Annotated in this window: 17 protein-coding genes and 6 pseudogenes; 10 read left to right on the top strand and 13 right to left on the bottom strand. The window is 56.9% G+C overall.

The window, feature by feature from the left end:
- Positions 1–47: 47 nt before the first annotated feature.
- The 6 genes and pseudogenes from ACZ89F_RS23680 to ACZ89F_RS23655 form a co-directional block, all read right to left on the bottom strand.
- The gene (locus tag ACZ89F_RS23680; protein ID WP_476094460.1) at positions 48–299 is read right to left on the bottom strand and encodes an Rcat domain-containing protein; all 252 of its coding nucleotides are present in this window, start codon (positions 297–299) and stop codon (positions 48–50) included.
- Positions 300–389: 90 nt separating this feature from the next.
- Positions 390–614: a hypothetical protein gene (locus tag ACZ89F_RS23675; RefSeq protein WP_476094459.1), complete on the bottom strand. Its 225-nt coding sequence runs from the start codon at positions 612–614 to the stop codon at positions 390–392.
- Between the two features lie 5 nt (positions 615–619).
- A pseudogene (locus ACZ89F_RS23670) lies at positions 620–793 on the bottom strand (GTP-binding protein); the annotation flags it as partial.
- A gap of 154 nt (positions 794–947) precedes the next feature.
- Positions 948–1,982, bottom strand: a complete 1,035-nt coding sequence (locus ACZ89F_RS23665) for an LLM class flavin-dependent oxidoreductase (RefSeq protein WP_476094458.1) — start codon at positions 1,980–1,982, stop codon at positions 948–950.
- A gap of 119 nt (positions 1,983–2,101) precedes the next feature.
- Complete coding sequence (gene hisC / locus ACZ89F_RS23660) at positions 2,102–3,211, bottom strand: histidinol-phosphate transaminase (RefSeq protein WP_476094457.1); 1,110 nt, start codon at positions 3,209–3,211, stop codon at positions 2,102–2,104.
- Positions 3,212–3,517: 306 nt separating this feature from the next.
- Positions 3,518–6,056 (bottom strand): annotated as a pseudogene (locus tag ACZ89F_RS23655) (Tn3 family transposase); the annotation flags it as partial.
- Between the two features lie 95 nt (positions 6,057–6,151).
- On the opposite strand from ACZ89F_RS23655, the gene ACZ89F_RS23650 reads away from it, so the two are divergent.
- Together ACZ89F_RS23650 and ACZ89F_RS23645 are read left to right on the top strand one after the other, a co-directional pair.
- Positions 6,152–6,850, top strand: coding sequence for a recombinase family protein (locus ACZ89F_RS23650; RefSeq protein ID WP_476094456.1), 699 nt, complete (start codon positions 6,152–6,154; stop codon positions 6,848–6,850).
- A gap of 45 nt (positions 6,851–6,895) precedes the next feature.
- Positions 6,896–7,603 carry a DUF930 domain-containing protein gene (locus ACZ89F_RS23645; RefSeq protein ID WP_476094455.1) on the top strand — a complete coding sequence of 236 codons (708 nt, stop codon included), beginning with the start codon at positions 6,896–6,898 and terminating at the stop codon, positions 7,601–7,603.
- 21 nt (positions 7,604–7,624) lie between these two features.
- Here the strand turns inward: ACZ89F_RS23645 and ACZ89F_RS23640 are convergent, their stop codons facing one another.
- From ACZ89F_RS23640 to ACZ89F_RS23625, 4 genes are all read right to left on the bottom strand, one after another.
- Positions 7,625–8,290 carry a Y-family DNA polymerase gene (locus ACZ89F_RS23640; protein WP_476097352.1) on the bottom strand — a complete coding sequence of 222 codons (666 nt, stop codon included), beginning with the start codon at positions 8,288–8,290 and terminating at the stop codon, positions 7,625–7,627.
- Positions 8,291–8,347: 57 nt separating this feature from the next.
- Positions 8,348–9,169, bottom strand: coding sequence for a PIN domain-containing protein (locus tag ACZ89F_RS23635; RefSeq protein WP_476094454.1), 822 nt, complete (start codon positions 9,167–9,169; stop codon positions 8,348–8,350).
- Positions 9,170–9,424, bottom strand: a complete 255-nt coding sequence (locus tag ACZ89F_RS23630) for an abortive infection family protein (protein WP_476097351.1) — start codon at positions 9,422–9,424, stop codon at positions 9,170–9,172. It abuts the gene before it with no gap.
- 133 nt (positions 9,425–9,557) lie between these two features.
- On the bottom strand, positions 9,558–11,927 hold the full coding sequence (locus ACZ89F_RS23625; RefSeq protein ID WP_476094453.1) for an AbiJ-related protein: 2,370 nt from the start codon (positions 11,925–11,927) through the stop codon (positions 9,558–9,560).
- A gap of 285 nt (positions 11,928–12,212) precedes the next feature.
- Here ACZ89F_RS23625 and ACZ89F_RS23620 point away from each other — a divergent pair.
- Together ACZ89F_RS23620 and ACZ89F_RS23615 are read left to right on the top strand one after the other, a co-directional pair.
- A pseudogene (locus tag ACZ89F_RS23620) lies at positions 12,213–12,296 on the top strand (IS6 family transposase); the annotation flags it as partial.
- 231 nt (positions 12,297–12,527) lie between these two features.
- Positions 12,528–13,085: pseudogene (locus ACZ89F_RS23615) on the top strand (Tn3 family transposase); the annotation flags it as partial.
- 433 nt (positions 13,086–13,518) lie between these two features.
- On the opposite strand, the gene ACZ89F_RS23610 reads toward ACZ89F_RS23615, so the two are convergent.
- Both ACZ89F_RS23610 and ACZ89F_RS23605 read right to left on the bottom strand, forming a co-directional pair.
- Positions 13,519–13,983: a Ros/MucR family transcriptional regulator gene (locus tag ACZ89F_RS23610; RefSeq protein ID WP_476097350.1), complete on the bottom strand. Its 465-nt coding sequence runs from the start codon at positions 13,981–13,983 to the stop codon at positions 13,519–13,521.
- A 270-nt stretch (positions 13,984–14,253) separates the two neighbouring features.
- Entirely contained in the window at positions 14,254–14,880 is a 627-nt protein-coding gene (locus ACZ89F_RS23605; RefSeq protein WP_476094452.1) for a DUF309 domain-containing protein, read from the bottom strand.
- 286 nt (positions 14,881–15,166) lie between these two features.
- On the opposite strand from ACZ89F_RS23605, the gene ACZ89F_RS23600 reads away from it, so the two are divergent.
- From ACZ89F_RS23600 to ACZ89F_RS23580, 5 genes and pseudogenes are all read left to right on the top strand, one after another.
- The gene (locus ACZ89F_RS23600; RefSeq protein WP_476094451.1) at positions 15,167–15,343 is read left to right on the top strand and encodes a hypothetical protein; all 177 of its coding nucleotides are present in this window, start codon (positions 15,167–15,169) and stop codon (positions 15,341–15,343) included.
- Positions 15,340–15,642: a DUF982 domain-containing protein gene (locus tag ACZ89F_RS23595; RefSeq protein ID WP_287100351.1), complete on the top strand. Its 303-nt coding sequence runs from the start codon at positions 15,340–15,342 to the stop codon at positions 15,640–15,642. The genes ACZ89F_RS23600 and ACZ89F_RS23595 overlap by 4 nt, the downstream gene beginning before the upstream one ends.
- A gap of 208 nt (positions 15,643–15,850) precedes the next feature.
- The gene (locus tag ACZ89F_RS23590; protein ID WP_476094450.1) at positions 15,851–16,099 is read left to right on the top strand and encodes a DUF982 domain-containing protein; all 249 of its coding nucleotides are present in this window, start codon (positions 15,851–15,853) and stop codon (positions 16,097–16,099) included.
- A 258-nt stretch (positions 16,100–16,357) separates the two neighbouring features.
- A pseudogene (locus tag ACZ89F_RS23585) lies at positions 16,358–16,641 on the top strand (DNA -binding domain-containing protein).
- Positions 16,642–17,020: 379 nt separating this feature from the next.
- Positions 17,021–17,337: pseudogene (locus ACZ89F_RS23580) on the top strand (valine--tRNA ligase); the annotation flags it as partial.
- 241 nt (positions 17,338–17,578) lie between these two features.
- On the opposite strand, the gene ACZ89F_RS23575 reads toward ACZ89F_RS23580, so the two are convergent.
- Entirely contained in the window at positions 17,579–18,463 is an 885-nt protein-coding gene (locus ACZ89F_RS23575) for a class I SAM-dependent methyltransferase (protein ID WP_476094449.1), read from the bottom strand.
- Between the two features lie 367 nt (positions 18,464–18,830).
- Between ACZ89F_RS23575 and ACZ89F_RS23570 the strand changes: the two genes are divergently transcribed.
- Complete coding sequence (locus ACZ89F_RS23570) at positions 18,831–19,097, top strand: helix-turn-helix domain-containing protein (RefSeq protein WP_476094448.1); 267 nt, start codon at positions 18,831–18,833, stop codon at positions 19,095–19,097.
- Positions 19,098–19,103: the final 6 nt, after the last annotated feature.

The raw sequence follows: 19,103 nt of genomic DNA, 5'->3' as shown, positions 1-19,103 counted from the left end.
GTCGTCCGAACCCACGTTGAGGGTGCCTCCCCGTACAAAGTCCAGAGTTAACCGCGCTCCATCCGCCTGGACGAGGCAAGCGCATTGTCCCTCGCGGCGCCAACCAGTGCGATGATCGTGGTCAACATGGCGGCAGGAAAGCCGATCCAGTCCCTGGTAAATTTGGCAAACCCGGCGAGCGTTTGGCCCCGCGTCACTTTTCCGATATCGGAACGGCAAACGGGACAGACCACGGCTGTCAGCGGAATGACAATTTGGCATTTGGGGCAATGTTTTTCCTGAGACTCAGGCAATGTCATCGCTTTTCCCCCGGGAGCAGACGCTGCCGACCCGCCGCGAAAGTCCACCGTGTGGCAGAAAACCTTAACACCCACACACTGTCATAGCCATCACGATGAAAAGTAGTGCGGGACCTTTTCACACGCCATAAGTGCCATCTCCTGCACAGGCATCAGCTGCTCCAAACCCAACGGTGAAATCTCACCCGCAGAAAACTCCGTCGCCAACTGAAAATGAAACAGCGTCTCTCGAAAAACCTCTTCGATCGCTTCCGCTGCATTGGATATGGCACCCCCGACCGGAAAGAATACCGGAAACCCAAGTGGTCGCTTCAACCGCAGACCACGCCCCGCAGGTGTTTCGCGTCAACCACGGTGACGATGGCGTCCAGCTTGGTTTTCTGGCGAACATCGTCGTCTACGAAAAAGGTCTGGGCGACGGGCGCGGGATCGGCGAAACCGGTGGTCTCGACCAGGATCGCGTCGAACCGATCCTTGCGCCACATCAGTCCCTCGAATGATTCGCTCCACGCTCGCCGACTGGGGTCGCCCCAACAGCCAGATCGACGATCTCCTGCCCTGGGCCTACGTCAACAAGCCCGAGCTCAAGGCCGTGGCCTGAGAACAGCGGGGCCGCACTGCCCTTGTTATCGCGCATCGCAACGGATTTCACGATGCGCCAACTCGAGCCATGATTTCGGATCGAATGGTCGATGCGGTGTATAGCGACGCATCCAGCGGCAAATCCCCAAATGCCAGTTGACACAGAAGATAATTAGCACCTGCCTCTTCCAGCTGATCAAGGAGAGCTTGTCGGACAGAAGCTGCCGTTCCCACGACGCACAATTCACTTTCAATTGCTGCATCGAAGTCCAGCGGCAAGTTTGGTGGAGTGGGAATGGCATTAAGTTCGTATAGAAATTTGAAGCTCTTGAGCCATCGTCCATAGGCAGGTGCTGCGAGCAAATACGCATCTGTTTCAGAACGCTCTATCACCACCATTCGGAGCAATCCAAGAAATGGCGCTTGGTGGCCAACGTCAGCATCGTGCATTCGAGCGGCGCGGAATGCGTCGGTAACGCTGCGAACAGATGTGCAAGGTCCAACGCAGGCGATGTTTGCCCCATTCGCGGCGGCCCAGCTAGCCGGCTCGGGTCGATTGGTGGCGATCCATGTCGGCGGATGGGGATATTGGTGAGGTCTCAACGTCAACGGAACGTCCTTCAACTCAAAGTGGCGGCCCTGATAAGAAAGCGTCCCGCCTTTCATCGCATTGATGAGAATCTCGCTGGCCTCCGCATACTGTTCTGGTGCTGCTTCTACAGCAACCCCGAAGTATCCCAATTCAGTCGGGGCAGAGCCGCGCCCTATGCCGAGTTCGAGCCTGCCGCCGCTCAACTGATCAAGCATGCAGATCTCCTCGAACGCACGCAGCGGATGATAGAGCGCAAGTAGCATTACCATGGGACCAACACGAAGGCGGCGGGTTCGCTGGGCGACGCTCGCTAAGAACAAATTCGGTGATGGACCTCTGCCATGCGGCGTACAGTGGTGCTCTGCGAGATGATACGCATAAAAGCCATAGCCATCGCACGCCTCTGCTAGGCTCAGCCGATCTGCATATTGTTGGGCGATATCATCGCCGTTTTCGTCCAGATGATCGAAGATGCCGAAGGTCAAGCCCGAAGGGAAAATTTTATTCAATTGCTTCTTCTCCAAATTAGACAAAATATATACTACTCGTGAACACCAGGATTCATAACACATCGGTGCGTAATACCTTATGCATCCCCCATGCAAAGCGAATTCAGACACCTTTATGCTTATACGCACCGCAATTTCCTCCTAAAGCTCACACAGATGTGTTTGGCGGCAGCAAGGAATTTATCCATCTGCTCTTTGGTGCCAATGCTGATGCGAATGCAGTTCTTCAAATATCTGTCAGGAAAGCTGGCGATAAGTATCTTCTGCTCTTTCAATGCTGCTTGCCAGCATGAGCCCTCCTGTCCCGCCGGCACACGGGCCAGCAAAAAGTTTGCGTGGGAGGGTGTTACGGAAAAGCCAAGTTGCAACAGCGCCAGGGTCACTCGCTGTCGTTCATGCTTGATGTGCTTGTGGTTCTCTTCGTAGGCGTGGCGATGCGCAAGGATGCTTTTCCCGACCGCCTGCCCGATCACGTTCATGTTGAAGACGTTCTGGATGTTGCGCAGCCTGCCAATGATTTCTGGATGACCGAAACCGAAGCCGACTCGCACGCCAGCGGCAGCATAGCTCTTCGAAAAAGTCCTCAAGATCAAAAGATTCGAATGTCTATCGACGAGGCGCAGGGCATGGTCGGGTGCAAAGTCGACGTAGGCCTCGTCCAAGACGATCAAGCGATCTGCTAGCTCCACAAGGCGTTCGATTTCGGCCACCGGCACGAATGTTCCGGTCGGATTGTTCGGATTAGCCAACAGAATGAACTTCGCGTCTTTTGCGGGGCCGAACAGCAGTTTTTCTATCGGCAAAGAATGAGCTTCGCTCGATGCGATTTCGAGAAACTCAGCACCCTGCAACATGGCAAGTTTTCGGTTGAACGAAAATCCGGGCGACAGCATCGCCACTCTATCTCCTGGGACGAGGAAAGCTCTGTAGATGAGGCCGAGCAGTTCCGACGAACCGTTGCCGGCAATCACCTGATCTTTGGAAAGTCCGTAAGCGTCGGAGGCAGCTTCCCTTAAGCTGAGGTTGTCGTCTTCCGGATAAAGATACTGGTGTTCGATCGCAGCAATCGCACTTTGCATCACGCTCTTCGGCAACGGAAACGGGTTCTCGTTCGTATTTAGCTTAACGCAATTTGCATCCGTCGCTGGTCCGTTGGACGAGAGAGCATCTAACTGTCTGGGCACCTGCGAAAGAAGCGAAAGCACGGTTTTCAGTTTTGCATCGCACATATTCTTCTCCGTTTTTCAATCCCGCAGGGCATGCAGCATGAGGCAATCGTAGATCGTGACTTGATCGACGTTCGGCTATGTGCGCTGCCTTGCCACCACCTTGGTTGGGAGCGCCGACCACGGCTTGGATTTGACACCGGGAAGCTGTCGAGAACCTGACGACGACAACGTGTGGTTGACGGCCGATTCGGTGCAACAGACGCTGTTTCAACGCCCGCATGCAGGGCCAGCACGACAACCCCGCCTCCAGCGCCCGCAGTAAACAGGGGTCGGCTCCGGCTGGGGGCGGAATGACACTCTAAGCCGTTGCTTCCTGGGCCAGAGATATTCGCCGGTCAGTAATGCCCAACCCAGCGGAGAGATATGCGCCAGAAGTTCGGGCGGCACATCAAGTCCTTCATTCCGGCGCTCTGCGACCGCATGGCCGAGATGGAGGGTGTTCCAGTAGATGATGATTGCGGTGAGCAGGTTGAGTCCGGCGATCCGGTAATGTTGGCCCTCGGTGGTTCGGTCACGGATTTCACCCTGGCGACCGATGCGCAGCGCATTCTTGAGAGCATGGTGGGCCTCGCCCTTATTGAGGCCGATCTGGGCACGCCGCTGCATGTCCGTGTCGAGGATCCACTCTATAATAAAGGTGTCCGATCCACGCGGCCAACCTCTCGCAGCGCAACCGCCAGATCGTTCTGGCGTGGATAGGAGGCAAGCTTGCGGAGCAACTGGCTCGGCTTGATCTTGCCGGAAGCCATGGTAGCGGCGCAGCGGAACAGGTCGGGCCAGTTCGCGATGATCAATTCCTCGCGGATCTTGCCGCCGACCAGTTTGCGCAAATCCTTGGGTGTCCCTGCGGGATTGAACACGTAAAGGCGCTTCGAAGGCAAATCGCGGATGCGCAGGACAAGACGGTATCCGAGCATGCTGCTGGTCCCGAACAAGTGATCGGTAAAGCCGGCCGTATCGGCATATTGCTCTCCAACCTGACGACCGGCCTCATTCATCAGCAGGCCGTCAAGGATGTATGGGGCCTCGCTGACTGTCGCGGGAAAAGTCTGTGACGCGATCGGCGCGAACTGGTCGTTGACGTGAGTGTAAGCGTTGAGGCCGGGTTCGTTTCCATACTTGGCGTTGACCATGTTCATCGCCTCGCCCTGCCGGGCCGAAGGGAAGAACTGGCCATCGCTCGATGCGGTCGTTCCCATGCCCCAGAACCGGGACATTGGCAGCTTTGCGCAACGTTCCATCCTCGATGCTGCCACGAGGGATGGTTCCGTCGCGCGCTGCTCGTGCAAGTCTCTTCAGGCCATCGGCGAGCCGAGCCTTCCGATCAGTCAGCCATACTTGCGGATCGAGGGGCACTGCCAGTCTTGTGTTAGCTTGTGCCGCAATCATCGGCACCAACACCTGTTTGAGATCGCCATAGCGGCGCGAATGGTCGAGCCAGATGTCACCGGATCGGAAGGCATCCCGCAGGTGAAACAGGACCGCCATCTCCCGAAGGCGATTGTCGCCCTGGTCTTGTGCTCTCAAATGGCGGTGCCATTTCGAATTCGGCCGCAAGAAGCTGTCGGTCGCCGATGGTGACGCTTGCTTTTCGCCGATGGCTTTTGCCGCCGCAATCAAGGGCTGGGCTACCGATGCTGCCTTGAGCTTCAGGCACCGCAACATGCGCGGCGCGTAGCGGCGGAAGCGATGATATCCTTGTCCGACATGAGCCAATGGATCGTCCGCCAGGGTACTGAGCTGGGCACCGGTCGCGACCAGTTGTTCGAGCCGACCCCATTCCACCGATTTGGCGACCGCCATTTCCAGCGGCAGACCATCATTGCGGGCTTCGAGCAGGGAAGCTCCGAGTGTGGTGAAGGCGCGTAGCGTATCGGTGACAGTTGCCTTGGAATCGGCAATCCGTTCTTCATGCAGCCGTTTCGCCTCGCGCCAGGTCTTTCCGACGATCCGGTCATGGGTCTCGACCACCGTATCGGCGATCGCCGCCTCCCATTCCACGGCGCAGACGGCAAGGATCGCCCAGCGCCGATCAGAGCTGATGTCCCGCAAGCCATCGGTAAAATAGCGCTCGCCCTGCCGACGCAGGCGTGCGACACGGTGCGGCGGGATACCGGCGAGAAGCTGCGGATCAAGAGTCAGGCCACGCAGCAACTCCAGCCTGTCGAGCAGCCGGTTCGCCGCTGCGGAATTGTTGCCGACCTCGAACTGGCGAAGCCAGATGAACCGGCTGACATTGGCATCGAGCAGTTCGGTCAGCAGCCCATCAAGCCGTTCGCGTGCGTTATTGTCGAGCTTTTCCGCGATCCGCGTCTCGATCCGCCGCTCGGCGGCGACCAGCGCGTCTGCACATAGTCGCTCGATTGTCGATACCGCTGGCAAGATCGTCAGAGTTTCACGACAACGCAACCAGCCGCTGCGCAAGATCCTCGTTCGAACGGGCCTCTTCCGCCTGATCGAAAAGCCAGTCCCGCAGATCACGGGCACCACGACCCGCGAAAGTCTTGTAGCCGTAGATCTCACGCAACGCCTCCATATGCTCCTGGCGGGTCTGCCGTCGTGCGGCATAGGTGAGCAGCGCATCGGCCGGGACGCCAAGCTGAGCCCCGATGAACGACAAGACCTCATGCGGGATCGCCTCGCCCGGAGCCAGCGCGCGCCCTGGATATCGCAACGCGCAAAGCTGCAGGGCGAACCCCAGCCTGTTCTCCGGCCTGCGGCGTTCCTGGATGTGTCCAAGATCGTCGTCGCCCAGTGTGTAATGCCGAAGCAGGGACAATTCATCGGTTGGCAGATCGAAGAGTGCCGAGCGCTGTCGCTCGCTGAGAATATGTCGCCTTGGCATGCCGCAATTGTCCCTATTGAAGTATAGTCTGTTTTGGACAACACTCAGCCCATGCAAATCAAGGCCTTCCGGCACCAAAATTTACGAGGGTTCAATTGGGACAGCGCGCCGCCATCTACTGCCGAGTTTCAACGGCCGATCAGTCTTGTGAACGGCAAGAGCGGGACCTGACGGCTTTTGCCGGTCCCGCCGGTTACGATATCGCTGGAATCTTCAAGGAAACTGGTTCTGGTGCGAAGCTCGATTGCGCTGAGCGACGCAAAATCATGGCCCTGGCCCAGTCGCGGCAGATCGATGTCATCCTCGTGACCGAACTTTCTCGATGGGGTCGCTCGACGATCGACCTCCTCAACACGCTGCGTGAACTCGAAAGCTGGAAAGTTTCCGTTATCGCCATGAACGGCATGGCCTTCGACCTAGCGTCCCCACATGGCCGGATGCTGGCGACATTGCTTTCCGGCATTGCCGAATTCGAGCGTGATCTCATCAGCGAACGAATCAAATCCGGGCTTGCCGCAGCAAAGGCGCGAGGGCGGCAACTCGGAAGACAGATCGGAGTCCGACCAAAATCCGACCGATTAGCACCCAAGGTCCTGGCACTTATTGATGAAGGGCGAAGCTACCGCTGGATCGCCCGCGACCTTGGTATCAGCAAGAACACCGTCGCAGACGTCGTGCAGCGATATCGGGCGACAGAACAGTCGCTGCATGTTGCGGAAGAGGCCGATGGCGAACGCGAAGCTTCGGAGGGCATTCTTCTCGGCTTTATTCGGAAGTGGAAAAGAGCATTTTAGCCGATCTGAGCTTGGTCCAGGTCCACGGCCATCAGAGCTGTAACCTTGCCGATACAGGAAAAAAATGGCCGGTATGCCCCTAACGCAATAGCGCTGAGCCTTGCAATCTCCGTGACGTTGCACCTGATCGCCGTCTTAGCCGTTGGATTCTTGCCAACCAGGAAATCGCCGCCTCCGCCAACCGAACAAAGCATCACCGTCGAAATCCTGAGTGAACCGCAAGCTGCAGCAACCGCACAGCCTGCTGTTACTCAAAGCGACAGCAAGCCTATCTCGTTGCCCACACCGATTGACCGGGCACCTGAGCAAGATACAAAACCAGCGATAGCCAACGAGTTGGCTCCTCAGGGAAATGGTATGGTTCGGGCCAAGGAGTTATTCTCAGCGAAAGTGCTGGCAGACCCGCGAAGCAAGGAAGCTTTGGTTGCGCTAAGACAACTGGGCACTGATGATCGTATTATCCAACTCTGCAACGTCGAAGCTATGGAACAGGTCCATATATGGAAGGCCGACTTCCAGCCGGATTTCGTCGTTGCCTACGCCATGGCCGACACAAAGCTTTCCGGTCTTACACTCCAGGCGGATGGCGCGGCGCTCAGAAGCAAACGCCATTGGTACGACATTAAATTCAAATGCGAGGTAACCCAGGATTTGGAAAGGGTGGTTGCCTTCGAATTCTCGCTGGGCACGGAAATCCCTAAGAGCGAATGGGAAACACATTCACTTCCCGTCGGCGACGGTCCATCCGACTGAGGTCGAAGTCCCTGTGCATGCTTAAAGTGTCATTTCGCCCCCTACCGGAGCCGACCCCGGGATCGTCCGCGACTCCGGCGGCAGCACGCGGCCATGTCCGAACATGCCACGGCTCGAGGCGGGTGCTTGGATGTCATAACCGTGCAGGGCGTACCAAAGGCGCTCTCCAGTAACATAGCTTGCGCATATGCTTCGCCTGGACATTGTAAAGCTGGTCCGTCGTGAAGATGCCGGCGCGATAGAGGCGCTTCGCCATGTTGCCGCCGACACCTGGAATGTCTTCCATTGTGACGGCGAGCAGCGCAGCCGGAAGGTCTTCCGGCCGCCATCGCGCTTGCCAGCCTTGCATGCAATTTTCGCGAGCTGCCGGTTGGCTGCAAACCCGATCGTGCAAGTGATCCATGGTCCGACATTTTCGGCAATTGTCGCTTTGATCTTCGCCGCCAGAGCGAGCGGGTCAGATCGGCGCGCTTCGTCGAGGCGGCACGTCAGCTCATCGATCGACTTCGCCGTGTCGATCGGAATGACCGTTTCAATTTCCGATAAGAGCGCATTATGGGCCCGCCGATACAAATCCGGCTTTTGCGGAACCAGAACGAGCTCCGGGCAAAGCCGCTTCGCCTCGTTGATCGGCATGACATTCTTGACGCCATAACTATCGAGCTCATTTCGTTTTCCAGATGTGATTTTCCTGCCGTGCGAGTACTGAGAACTTGCGCCTACTCTTCATAGTCCCAATCGGGATCAGAGGCAGTGAAAGCGGGTTGTGTAAGGAAAGGGCAGCACCTCGACGGAATCCGCCTCAGGTTCGCCCTCGAAATTGCGATGAAACTTGACGGCGATGGGAAAGATCAACGTGTCCTCTTGCTCGACATTGTGGTCACCGAAGTCAATGTAGTCTCTATCCGCATAGTCAGGAGCGTAAAATCGCACTGAAACCGAGATATTTATACGAGCCGAGATATTGATCGACATCGTGATGAATTCGTCGTCGGAATTCAAGACTTTAAGATCGGCCGGATCTGCAACTTTCCAATACTGAGGAACAGCTTCGACACTCTCAATCTCGTATTCGTGGGACGCATCCCGGTCGATTTCGGGTGGGAAAGATTCGAAATACCAATACAGCTCGCGTTCGATAGCACCCTGCATCGCTGGAGCTTGGCCATCGCTGAGCAGCTTCAAAACCTGGTTGGAGATTTCCTGCGCAACTTGTGGGCTGAACAACTCGAGTGCGGTGCTCAGGTCCTTCACACAGACCAGTCTCTCAGAGGCATCCGCGAAAGACTGCCATCCCTTGTCATTGCTGACGACCAAGACCTTCGTATCCTTGGAGGCCGCCCACGCTTCCAAGCTCATCAGAGTGAGCGCATCCGGAAACTCGGACTTCTTCACCTCCGACAGCAGCACGGACACCTTGGTGGATTTGACCTGCTCCAATCCCTCGAAGGCTTTCGCATCGAGATTGCACTCGTGCCTGTCGAAAACCGTAGTATCGAGGGATATCGCGCCTATGCGGCCGTGGGCGATGTCATCCTTGATTGCTTCCTCGTCAAAACCGGGCATCTATTTCCCTTCGTTCTTGGCTTTCATGGCGTCCCACGTCGACACCAGAAATGTTGCCATCGTACCCGACAGGTTGACGGCTAGCTGTGCGTGACGCGGTGCAGGTTTCACGCGTTTAGGCCCGCGGCTATGTGCGTCTGAAATTTTGTTCCTGAGAGATCCGAGGGATTCGACAACGGACTGGCAGTTGCCTAAAATCTGTTTGAACACTGTCTCGGTGTGGTCGTCAGGGGCGAGCTTCAGAATCTTGGCCAGCTTTCGATACAGGATGGGGAGGTCATCCTTCTCGTCGTAGGATTCGCCAGCCTCGACAATGACCCATTTACAGACATCTTCGAGAAGGGTCCTGGACAGCGTGATCGCGCCCTCGGGATCGGTGCCTCGACGATCAAGCGCCTGCTCCCACCTCGCATGTACGGTATCCGGGATCGAACGCTGCTAGCGCTTCCGAAATCGCCTTGTCGGAGGGGCTACCAATAGCCGCGGGTTGGACTTGGTAGACCGGGCTACCTGATAGCCGTCGGACGATCGTCAAGCGATACCCATCGTGTCTGAGGTGATCGTTGATCGCTGCTGCGATTTCCGCTTGAACCTCCGGCGATTGCACCAGCGGACTGGCGACCTCCTCGACGAAGCGAAAGAACTGCTTTTGGGAGCACATCAGGAAACCAGCCGCGTTGAAAATCTCGCGATTGTCCCAATCGTTATTCCGCACGATTGCATTGAACAAGTCGTCATCGAACGTCTTGCCGGAGCCCGCGACGTACAGAGTGGAAGGCATTTTCTCCGTTGGCCAAACCCGCCTTATAAATTCGATTTCCTCCATTTCCGATGAAAGTGATCTCCTGTCGAATATCGACATCACCCGCCGGCGCGTGAGTTCGGATACGGTAGCCTGGCTGGACTCTTCGAGTTTTACAAGCGCTTCTGGCAAACTGTAGGACTCGGACTCTTCGAGCAGCCGCGCGGCCACAGGGATCAATTCCGCTGCAGATTTCTCCAGAAGCCGTCGCTCCGCGTATTTATACTTGCTCTTGAACGATTCCTCGCGATCCCCATGTCGAAGTCCGAGGCGAGCGCAAAGTGCCGGAACATCGTTGGCACTGAATCTGAGATGGCCGACGCGAGTTCGTGCCTCAGATTCTTGACTGCTGCCGTCGGATACCCTTTTGACTCTTGGTATTCCACCCCGCACCTCTTTTGGGCTTAAGTTTACAACCTGGCGCGGGCGAAAAGTAGCGTCAGATATGCTGTCTCCCACGGAAATTGGGCACGAAAGCAGCTCAGGATCGCTCGGAGGAATTTCGAGATCGGCGCGACCGTAGAGAGGGGAAACAATTTTCGAGTCCGAAGAAAGAACTCGGAAAGTGGCTTCTACAACGCTGATCGAACCGCCGCGACAAATTTGTTGTAGGCGGCCGCATCCCCTTTCATCATCAGTCGAAGCCCGGCATGGATTTCGAGCTGCACGCCCGCGCGGGTGCTTCCGCGGTTGCAGATATTCTCGGGTTCCATGCCGCCGTATGCGCCGTCTGTCACGACTTTGCTGTCGAAGCCGGCACCTTGCAGGGCTTGATGGACACGGCCGCGCAGTGCCGCGTCTCGTCCGCCCACCTGCAGGGATTGTGCATCTCAGTGCAGACCATGAATGGTGACCACTTTCTCGCAAGGCTCGATCAGCGCCACAGCGCGTGCCAACGATACCTATAAGTGTCCGCTGCTGGAGTTGTGTTGCGATTACTTCACGTCGCTGGACGAAAGCACCGTGTTTCTCTGCCAGAGATGCGAACAAGCCGTCGGCGTACGGGCCCCCGGTATGCGGCATGGAGGAAACGACAATAGGGGCAGAGCCCATCTCTGCTGCCACTTTCGGCGAAATAGTTTTACCCAGAGTCACGCCTATATTGTGCCGCGTGGCCAGGTGAGATTGGCCCCGTATCGACGTTTCGAGATTTCCGATGTAAAGCGTTTCGTAGACGCAAAGCTTAGGGCTGTGTCGGGCATGGCCCACGAAGCTATCAATGCATTCTCCTGTTTTTCCATCCAAATACTTGATGTGGCCTGGGGAAATTTCCTCCGTTTTGCCTTGTAGTCCGGCAAAAGCTGAATTTTCAGAAGCAAAAAGTATAGATCCATCTTCGGTTTGCATGAATTCCAAAGGACGTAAACCACTACTATTGCGGAAAGCGATCAGATTTCCTTCGCCATCCAACACAAGCGCACTGACGGCCCCATCAATTCGGTCATCGATATCACGACATACACTTTCGTAATTGACCGGGAGAGCATGCTTCCAATAAGCTCTTTGGCAAAGGTGCTCAATCAACTTGAGCAGAAGCTCTGCATCCGTTGTGCTATCGAAGCTATGCCCTTGCGCGAGCAATTCTTTCCGAAGTTCATCAGCGTTGACCAAAGCCCCATTTGAGGAAAGGGCCAAATGGCGGCAGCCGGCTTTATGGTTATCAACGGGCTGGGCGACGCTGCCACCGTTTTCCTGGGAAGATGGATTGCGAATATGTGCAATCGCTACATGAGGCCTGAAGTTCGCGTCCTGCCCATCGCAATCGATGGTTACCAATTCGCGTGCTGGCCGACACGACCTTACATATCGAATTCCTTTTGTATGCATGAACGCTGCAAGACCGAACCCAGCTTGTCCACGATTGTCAAGCTTCGGAACCATGTGCTTGAGCCGATTATAAACCGTCTCCTGTGAATGACTTGAAGGCAACACAAAAGCGCCCGCAATACCGGACATGCAACCTCTCCATCAATGCGGCTCAGCGCGAGCTCGTGGTTTTGTTTCCACTTAAGCAAGGTGCAGCAAGGCTCGTGCCAAGGTCTCTGGCGCACGCCTGATGATGCGCCACATCGGCTGCGCGCCCGACAATACGGGATGTGATCAAGCGGCCCTGACCCGGATCGTGGGACTTGCGATACGCTGTCCTCATCAGACGCGAGCTTAGGACTCTTCGCAGAATCGACGGGTTTGCGGCATAGACGACGGCATGAACACCGCGACTGTCAGCTACAAGCGCCATCGTTTCCCGGCCCCTTCAGCCTGCGCCTGGTAAGAGAAATGCTGCTGGAGCGCGGGATCGTGGTTTGTTATGAGACAACCCGCCGTGGCGTTCAAACGTGTCCGGTTGAAGACGTCCATGTCTGAAGGCCGACAACAAAGCGGATGCACTCGGTCGACCAGTACGAGACGTTCTGCGATCTGGCGGACGAAGGCAAGTCGGTCCCCGATATTGCCGTATGGTTCGGCGCGACATGAGGAGCGGCGATTTTATGAGAAGCTGCGCGAGTACCTCGAGGACGGTTTCGATCTTTCGAACCGCAACCAAGGTCGTGCCCTCGGCTCCCTGTCACCGAACTCAGCCAAGCTGATCGACGGCTAATTCTCGGGCAGGAGAAGCCCGACCGCCGTCTCTATGAGATTGCAACGCTCGCGGCTTTGCGAGACCGGCTTAGATCTGCGGACATTTGGGTCGATGGCAGCCGATCCTTCCCACCGATCGACGAGCGCACCTGATGCCGCGGTCAGCGTTCACCATCCTGAAAGATGAAGATCGCCTCGGGCTTGGTCTCCAAGAAGACGGCGCGCGTGGTTTACCGAAGCGCGACAGATGCTCGACTTCAACCTGAAGCGCCTTGGCGCATAGGGCACGATCCGGAAAGCTCGACGGTGTTCGTCTCGAAGGGGGAACGCTTATCGTCGCGTCAGCAGCTGGCGAAGTTCCCGCAGCAGCCGAGGGCCTGAATGCCGAGATCAGCTGAGCTCTATCCGTTAATCGAGGTGCCAGATCTCTTGAGGGAGGTGCATGAATGGACCGGCTTTGCGGATTGCTTCACTCATGGTCGCACGGGTGACACTCCGAGGAACGTCTCGGCCATGCTGGCTGGCGTACTGGCGCGAACTCGGCCGCGTAGGCGTTCGCCGCGTCGATTGTGCTGATGTCGCCAGGCGTAGCTTCTTCACAAGACGGCAGCGCCAGGTTAGCGCGTTCGAGGCAGCCCTTGGCCTGCGGGCTGTTGGCGCACATGATGTCGATGTTCAGCTGGAGTACGCGGTGACGGAACCGATTAGCCTTGCTTGCAGCTTCATGCCGGGCTGCGGCCGATCCGCCACTGATATGGTGGTGCGTGCCATTGACGGCGTAGTCGCCAACGATGCGATCCTTGTAGATGCGTGGGTTGTGCGAAGACTGGCTGAAATTTTCTCCTGCGTCCCGGCAAGAGCGAATGAACGCGAGGTAAGGCGTGGTTAGGTCCCCCGCCTTTTCCTATTCTGCGCGGATCATGCCGATAGCAGCTGCGCGCTCCAGAACGACCCTCGAGAGATAAAGTCAAGCTGCGACCTTCTTGCCGGTCCGCTTCGCCGGCGCCGGCGTTTCCGACTCTTTTGGTTTGCGGCCGAGACCCATGGTCTTGGCCAAGGCCGAGCGCGCAGCGGCGTAATTCGGCGCGACCATGGGATAGTCCGCCGGCAGGCCCCATTTGGCGCGATATTGGTCCGGCGTGAGGCCGTAGTGGGTCGACAGATGGCGCTTTAGCGATTTGAACTTCTTCCCATCATCAAGGCAGATGATGTAGTCCGCCATCACCGACTTCTTGATCGGAACAGCAGGCTTGAGAGCCTGCGGCTGTTCTGCGGAAACGCTGCCGGCCGTTCCATTCAGTGCCGCATGTACTTGGCCGATCAGGGCGGGGAGATCGCCCACTGGGACCGGATTGTTCGAGACATAGGCTGAGACGACATCGGCGGTAAGCTCGATGAGGGCGTAGAGGCTGTGGTCGGCTTCTTCTGTCATGAATTTCTCCGGTTGGCTTGAAGACAGCAGGCGAAGCCTCGCTACATAGTGATGGTTGTGGCTGAAGGCAATAAATGTCTCGGCAGCATAAGTATCGCCATAAGCCATTGCTAATAGGCGTTCGCCCCAGAAATCGTTTCGGCTGCCAGGCGCCGGAACCGATATGCAGCCATGCCATCTTGAGCTTTTGTAATTCCGAAAACAACGTGACGAAATTCCGCGCTCCACGAAAATACACTCAGGTGAGTGGAACCTGGCATTCGTCGTTCGTCAGTGACGTTGGCCCAACGGGTCCGGTCTATTCCCGGCGACTTCTACGGATGACTGTTTTTTTGCGAGCTGATTCGGCCTTTCGCCGGAGCTTGGTCCGAGAATGAAGTCAAACACGGGTTGGGGCTGACCGAGCGCTGTCGCCTGCAAGGCTGCCGGAATCCGTGCCGCGGCTTCTGCGTATTCGGCGAGCGCTGCGGGTGACATGCCGAGCGCACGCTCGATGGTATGATCCGCCGTGTTCAGCCGACGAAGGAGCGCCGCGGCGCGTCCGGCATGACGCATCGCCGCCGCCTGCTTGCCCTCGCGGATCTTCACGCCGGCCGCCGATAACAGGATCAGTCCCTTGAAGAGCGTCCGAAGCGGAGCGCCTCGGTCTGCAACTTGCCACAGACCCTCCCACGCCTCATGGGCTTCCCAGTAATAACCATGGTTGAAGAGGTCGAGACCCCAAAGGAAAATGTCTGAGTCCAGCGACGCCTCTGCCGCCAACGGCATGGCTTCGCTATTGTAGCTATGTCCCGCGGGATCGCGCACGGGATGCGGTTGCCTGCCCGGCAGATAGGCATAGGATGGAAAGCTCTTTTCCGGCAGCCAGCGCCGGCGCAACATCGAACCAATAGCCATCAAAGCCGTATAGCACACCCATGGCCCTGAACAGATGCTCAGTTCCGTGCATAGCCGCCGCATCAGGAATGTCTTGGCAAATAGTGTCAGCCAGCCAGATCCCACGAAGCCGCGAGGTTGCGTCGGCGGTCATCGGGGGAGTTCATGCGGGCCTTACTTCGCAGGCGGTCATATCGTGGCTCGGCAGTTAAACGGGGCTTTCAATTTGTGTGGTTCATCCGCCGTTAGAGAATGACGACACCCGGGGGGTAATGTTCTCCTCAGATCAGGCCAGGAAGGAAGATAGATGCCTGAGCAGGCTTCGCCGGACTTCGCGGTGATGCGCAGCCGAACTGCTTACCGAGGATGCAGATCACGCATCTTCTTCCTCTTGAATCGTCATCGCCCTGACAGCACATTTCTGCAATGGTCGGCGGGCGTTGATGCGGCCCGGGTCGTGCAACAGGTGGAGGAGAACGAATGAACGCTGAGGCTTTTAGCAGCCCCATTTTCGTGAAGCGAGCCAGCTATATCGTGCAAGAGATTGCCAGTCTTGCGGACGCTATCGATTTTCTCAATGAGTGGCCCGAGGATCGCAGAGACCTGACCTACGAGACCGCCCTGAGGGCATGTTGTGATGCATATGCCGGGCACATACCGGTAGACGCTGCCAGCAATGCCTTTGTCGGCTTTGCAAAGCGAGTTGCGATATTGGAAGACCCAACCTCCGCCATGCAGTGGATCGCGGCGTGCAAGGCGGGCAGCGGAAAGGTGCAGGCGTAGGCTTGCACAAACTGTGCGACACTGGCGCAAGGCGACATTGTCGAGATTGAGCTAGCCAATCCGCGCCACCCCGACATGAACCAGACAGCGCTCATGACGATCTCTTGGACGCCAGCGGCCAAGTTTAGCTGCGAGGGTGCAGCCGAATCTTTCGGCTAAGGAATAAATGCGAGCGAGGCTGTCGCCGCTGGGTGTAGAGGGGGGAGTGATGACCGGCTCGAGCAGATTTGAAAGGCCAGTCGTTGTTCAATTCAGCCGTCACAGTTCGGAGCGTGTCGTGTTCGATGTCAATGACGCGTCCAACATCCTGCTGCGGCACCTCCATCGTCAGACCGCGAAGCGCAAGGCAGCAATGGACGCCTGTCTGCAGGTGTTGCGAGGTGAGGCTCATCCACCAGTCGCACGGCGTGCTTTTGTGGCAGCCGCGCTCGAAGCAAAGATTCTGCGCAGCGATTGAGAGCTTGGACCCGCGCTCATGAATTCCGTGCATCTCGGCATCGCTGCAAGTTTGCCGCGCCTCGCGCGCACGCCGTCCACACGGAGGGAACTCGAGGATCTGCCGCCGTTGAGCCTGGGCAGGGCGGCAGAACATTGAAGCTGTCCCGAAGCACGGCCGCGGCGGGACATTTGCGGAGAGGTCAGGGATTGTCATTTAGGACTATGATTGCTGTCTGCTTTGGCTAACCTGTCGAAGGAATATCCCACTGAAATAATGATGGAGTACCGAACTGCCATGAAAGTCGGAACGAAACCGGCAATCCAGGAAGAAGTGCCATGGTCCGACAGCCTGACCACGTACGATAAGCAGCACCACACGCTGTACCTGAGGTTCCTGGATGCGGCCGCTGATGATGCCAGCTATGAGGAGATGGCGCAGGAGTCATCCTCGGCATCGATCCGGTACAGGAACCGGAGCGCGCCCGCAAAGCCGCGCGAAGCCATCTCGATCGGGCGAACTGGATGGTGACGACAGGGTACAAAGAATTGTTCGCGGGATAATGGAGAATGGGCGGCAGCCCCCGCGCTCCTCAGCAGCAGATTGGTCCAGGCGTCCACTAGCAAGGCGATCCGTTGCTTCCGCGATGGCCTTCCTGATCCGGCGCTGGATCTTGCACCATCAAACCCCCATCTCGCGCCGTTTCCTTGCCCAGAGAGAACTCAACACCGAGACCGGAGCAACGGAGACGGCTCTTTCGTCGAGCCAGTTTAATTTGGAACATTATGGGTTGATGGCTGGTTTTTGCGCCGGCATGTCAACGACGGTCGGCTGCCCTAGGCTTGAAAGGGCCACGTTGACTGAAGAAATGAGGTCCGTCCGTCCAATGCCGGCACTCCCTGAGCAGAGTTTTGGGCGTGCGATCCCGTCGGGCGTTTTGGCAAAGTGGCGCGCGTCGAGGCGATTTCGCTCCTCGATACCGCGCCAAGGGAGCCGCCCAAATCGTCGTCGGCAAGGCAACGGTCTGCCTGCCTCTCGGCAGTCTTATCGACTTGTCTGCCGAAAAGGCTCGCCTGGAGAAGGCGATTGCAAAAACCGAGCAGGAGATCGCTCGTATAGCCGGCAAGCTTTCGAACGAAAAGTTCGTTGCCAACGCGAATCCAGATGTGGTCGCCGCCGAACGTGAGCGTCTTGGCGAACTGGAAGGACAAAATGCCAGGCTCAAGGTTGCATTGGCCCGGATCTGCGTGGCGGGCTGAGGAAGAATTCAAACTCAAAAATCAGGCACACAGCAATAGGCGCGTGCCGTTGCGTTCTTGATCTACGCCAACACAGCAACCAAGCGTTTAAGGCGGGCAATCTTCACCCGCGCGAAGGCAATCTAGCCATCGCCCTGAGACGTCAATGACGCTTGTCTTCCTCAACCTCTTGCCTCTGCCTTCTAAAACTCGGCCGTGCAATTCAACCCAAGTTTGTGACGATGTCTCGCGACTCCTAAATTTACAGAATCTGTCTTGCACTGCCGTTTAGAATCTCGCCGAGGGGCATAGATTTCGCGACCTCTTCCGGTCGTGCGACATGCAGTTCGGCGAGGTACCAACCGTTCTCCTCCGCGCCGGCGGCATCGACCCCCAGCTGGCGGAGATTGTCGAGCACATGCTGCCGTTCCTCGACGGAAGCAAAACGCCGCTGTCGAAACAGTCCTTCCAGCTTCTCCGTGACATAGCCGTGCCGGCCCAACATTTCTTCCGGGCCTCCGAAATCGAACATGCGCAGCACGAAATGCGCCATCCACGGACGACTGTCGAGGCTCGTCTCCAGGAGCCGTTCCAACGAAGTCTCAGTAACGTAGCCGACGCAGCCGGTCGAAATGATGAGGTCGGCGTTTTCGATCGCGGCCGTGTCTTCTGGCGTCGGGTCTCTTTTTTCGAGATCGGTCGCAACACCTGCGTCGAGCATGCCCACATCGACCGCATAGGATATCGCGCGATCTGCTGGGTCGACACCGACAATTTCGAGCGCGGCATCCGTCGGTTTGGCATAGAGGTCACGGTCCCGCTGAAGAAGCGCCTCGAGATCGTCGGCCGCCACTCCGTAGAGCCGGTAGAGTTCATCCAACGAACGTCCGTGCTTAAGAAGCGCGCCGTTGATCCCATAAGAGCAACCAAGATCGATCACCTTGGCCGGTTCGGATTCGGTGGCGCTCCGCCGTGCTTCGATCAATCGTTGGAATTGAGGTTTTGCTTCCTGAGGAATCCGATAGCCAAGGCGAGACAAAGTGGAAAAGTAAGCTGTCGGCTCCGAATTATTATAAATATTGTTTAAGTTTATCTTGCCAGTCACGTCGTAGCTAATATTTTCCAATATATCGACTCCGTTTTTCATATCATAAATTCACGCCTCCGCACAAAATGTGCGCAAAGACGTTATTTTTCGAATGGAAGGTATTATTTAGCCCATAAGATTCGAGAATTGAACCCGTACGGGAGAAAAATTCCTCGTCGCGGCACAGAAAATAGTGGCATTGCTGGCAAGCGGCGCTTTGCAGCAGCGGATACCTACCCAGAAGCTCAGCAACGGCGCTACCGGAAAGATCGCAGCTCTGATGTTCCGGTTTTGAAGAATTCAGCCTAACTGTCTCAATAGGGTATAGCCCGCATCGCCATGTGATACCGTCCGCGCTGCTTCATTGTCGTAGAAGTCGCGCGCCAGCCGACGGCGGTGGATTCAATGAAAATTGGAGGCAAATCGGGTGACCGACACCACGACTATTTACGAGGAAATGCCGGATCTTGATACGAGCGGCGGTCGCCTTTCCCGAGCGCGGGAGGCAAGCGGCTTGAGCGTCAAACAGCTTGCGTGGCGGCTCGGCGTGAAAATGGCGACTATCAACGCATGGGAAAGCGATCGATCACAGCCCGGATCGCATCGGCTTGCAAATTTGTCCGGGATTCTCAATGTCAGCATTTCGTGGATCCTCCACGGCGTCGGCACAGCCGTCCGAACCGGAAAGGGGTGAAATGGC

It is taken from the genome of Mesorhizobium sp. USDA 3734 (genome assembly GCF_056279665.1).
The sequence above is the reverse complement of the archived record's forward strand: the minus strand, read 5'-3'. Positions and strand labels throughout refer to the sequence as shown.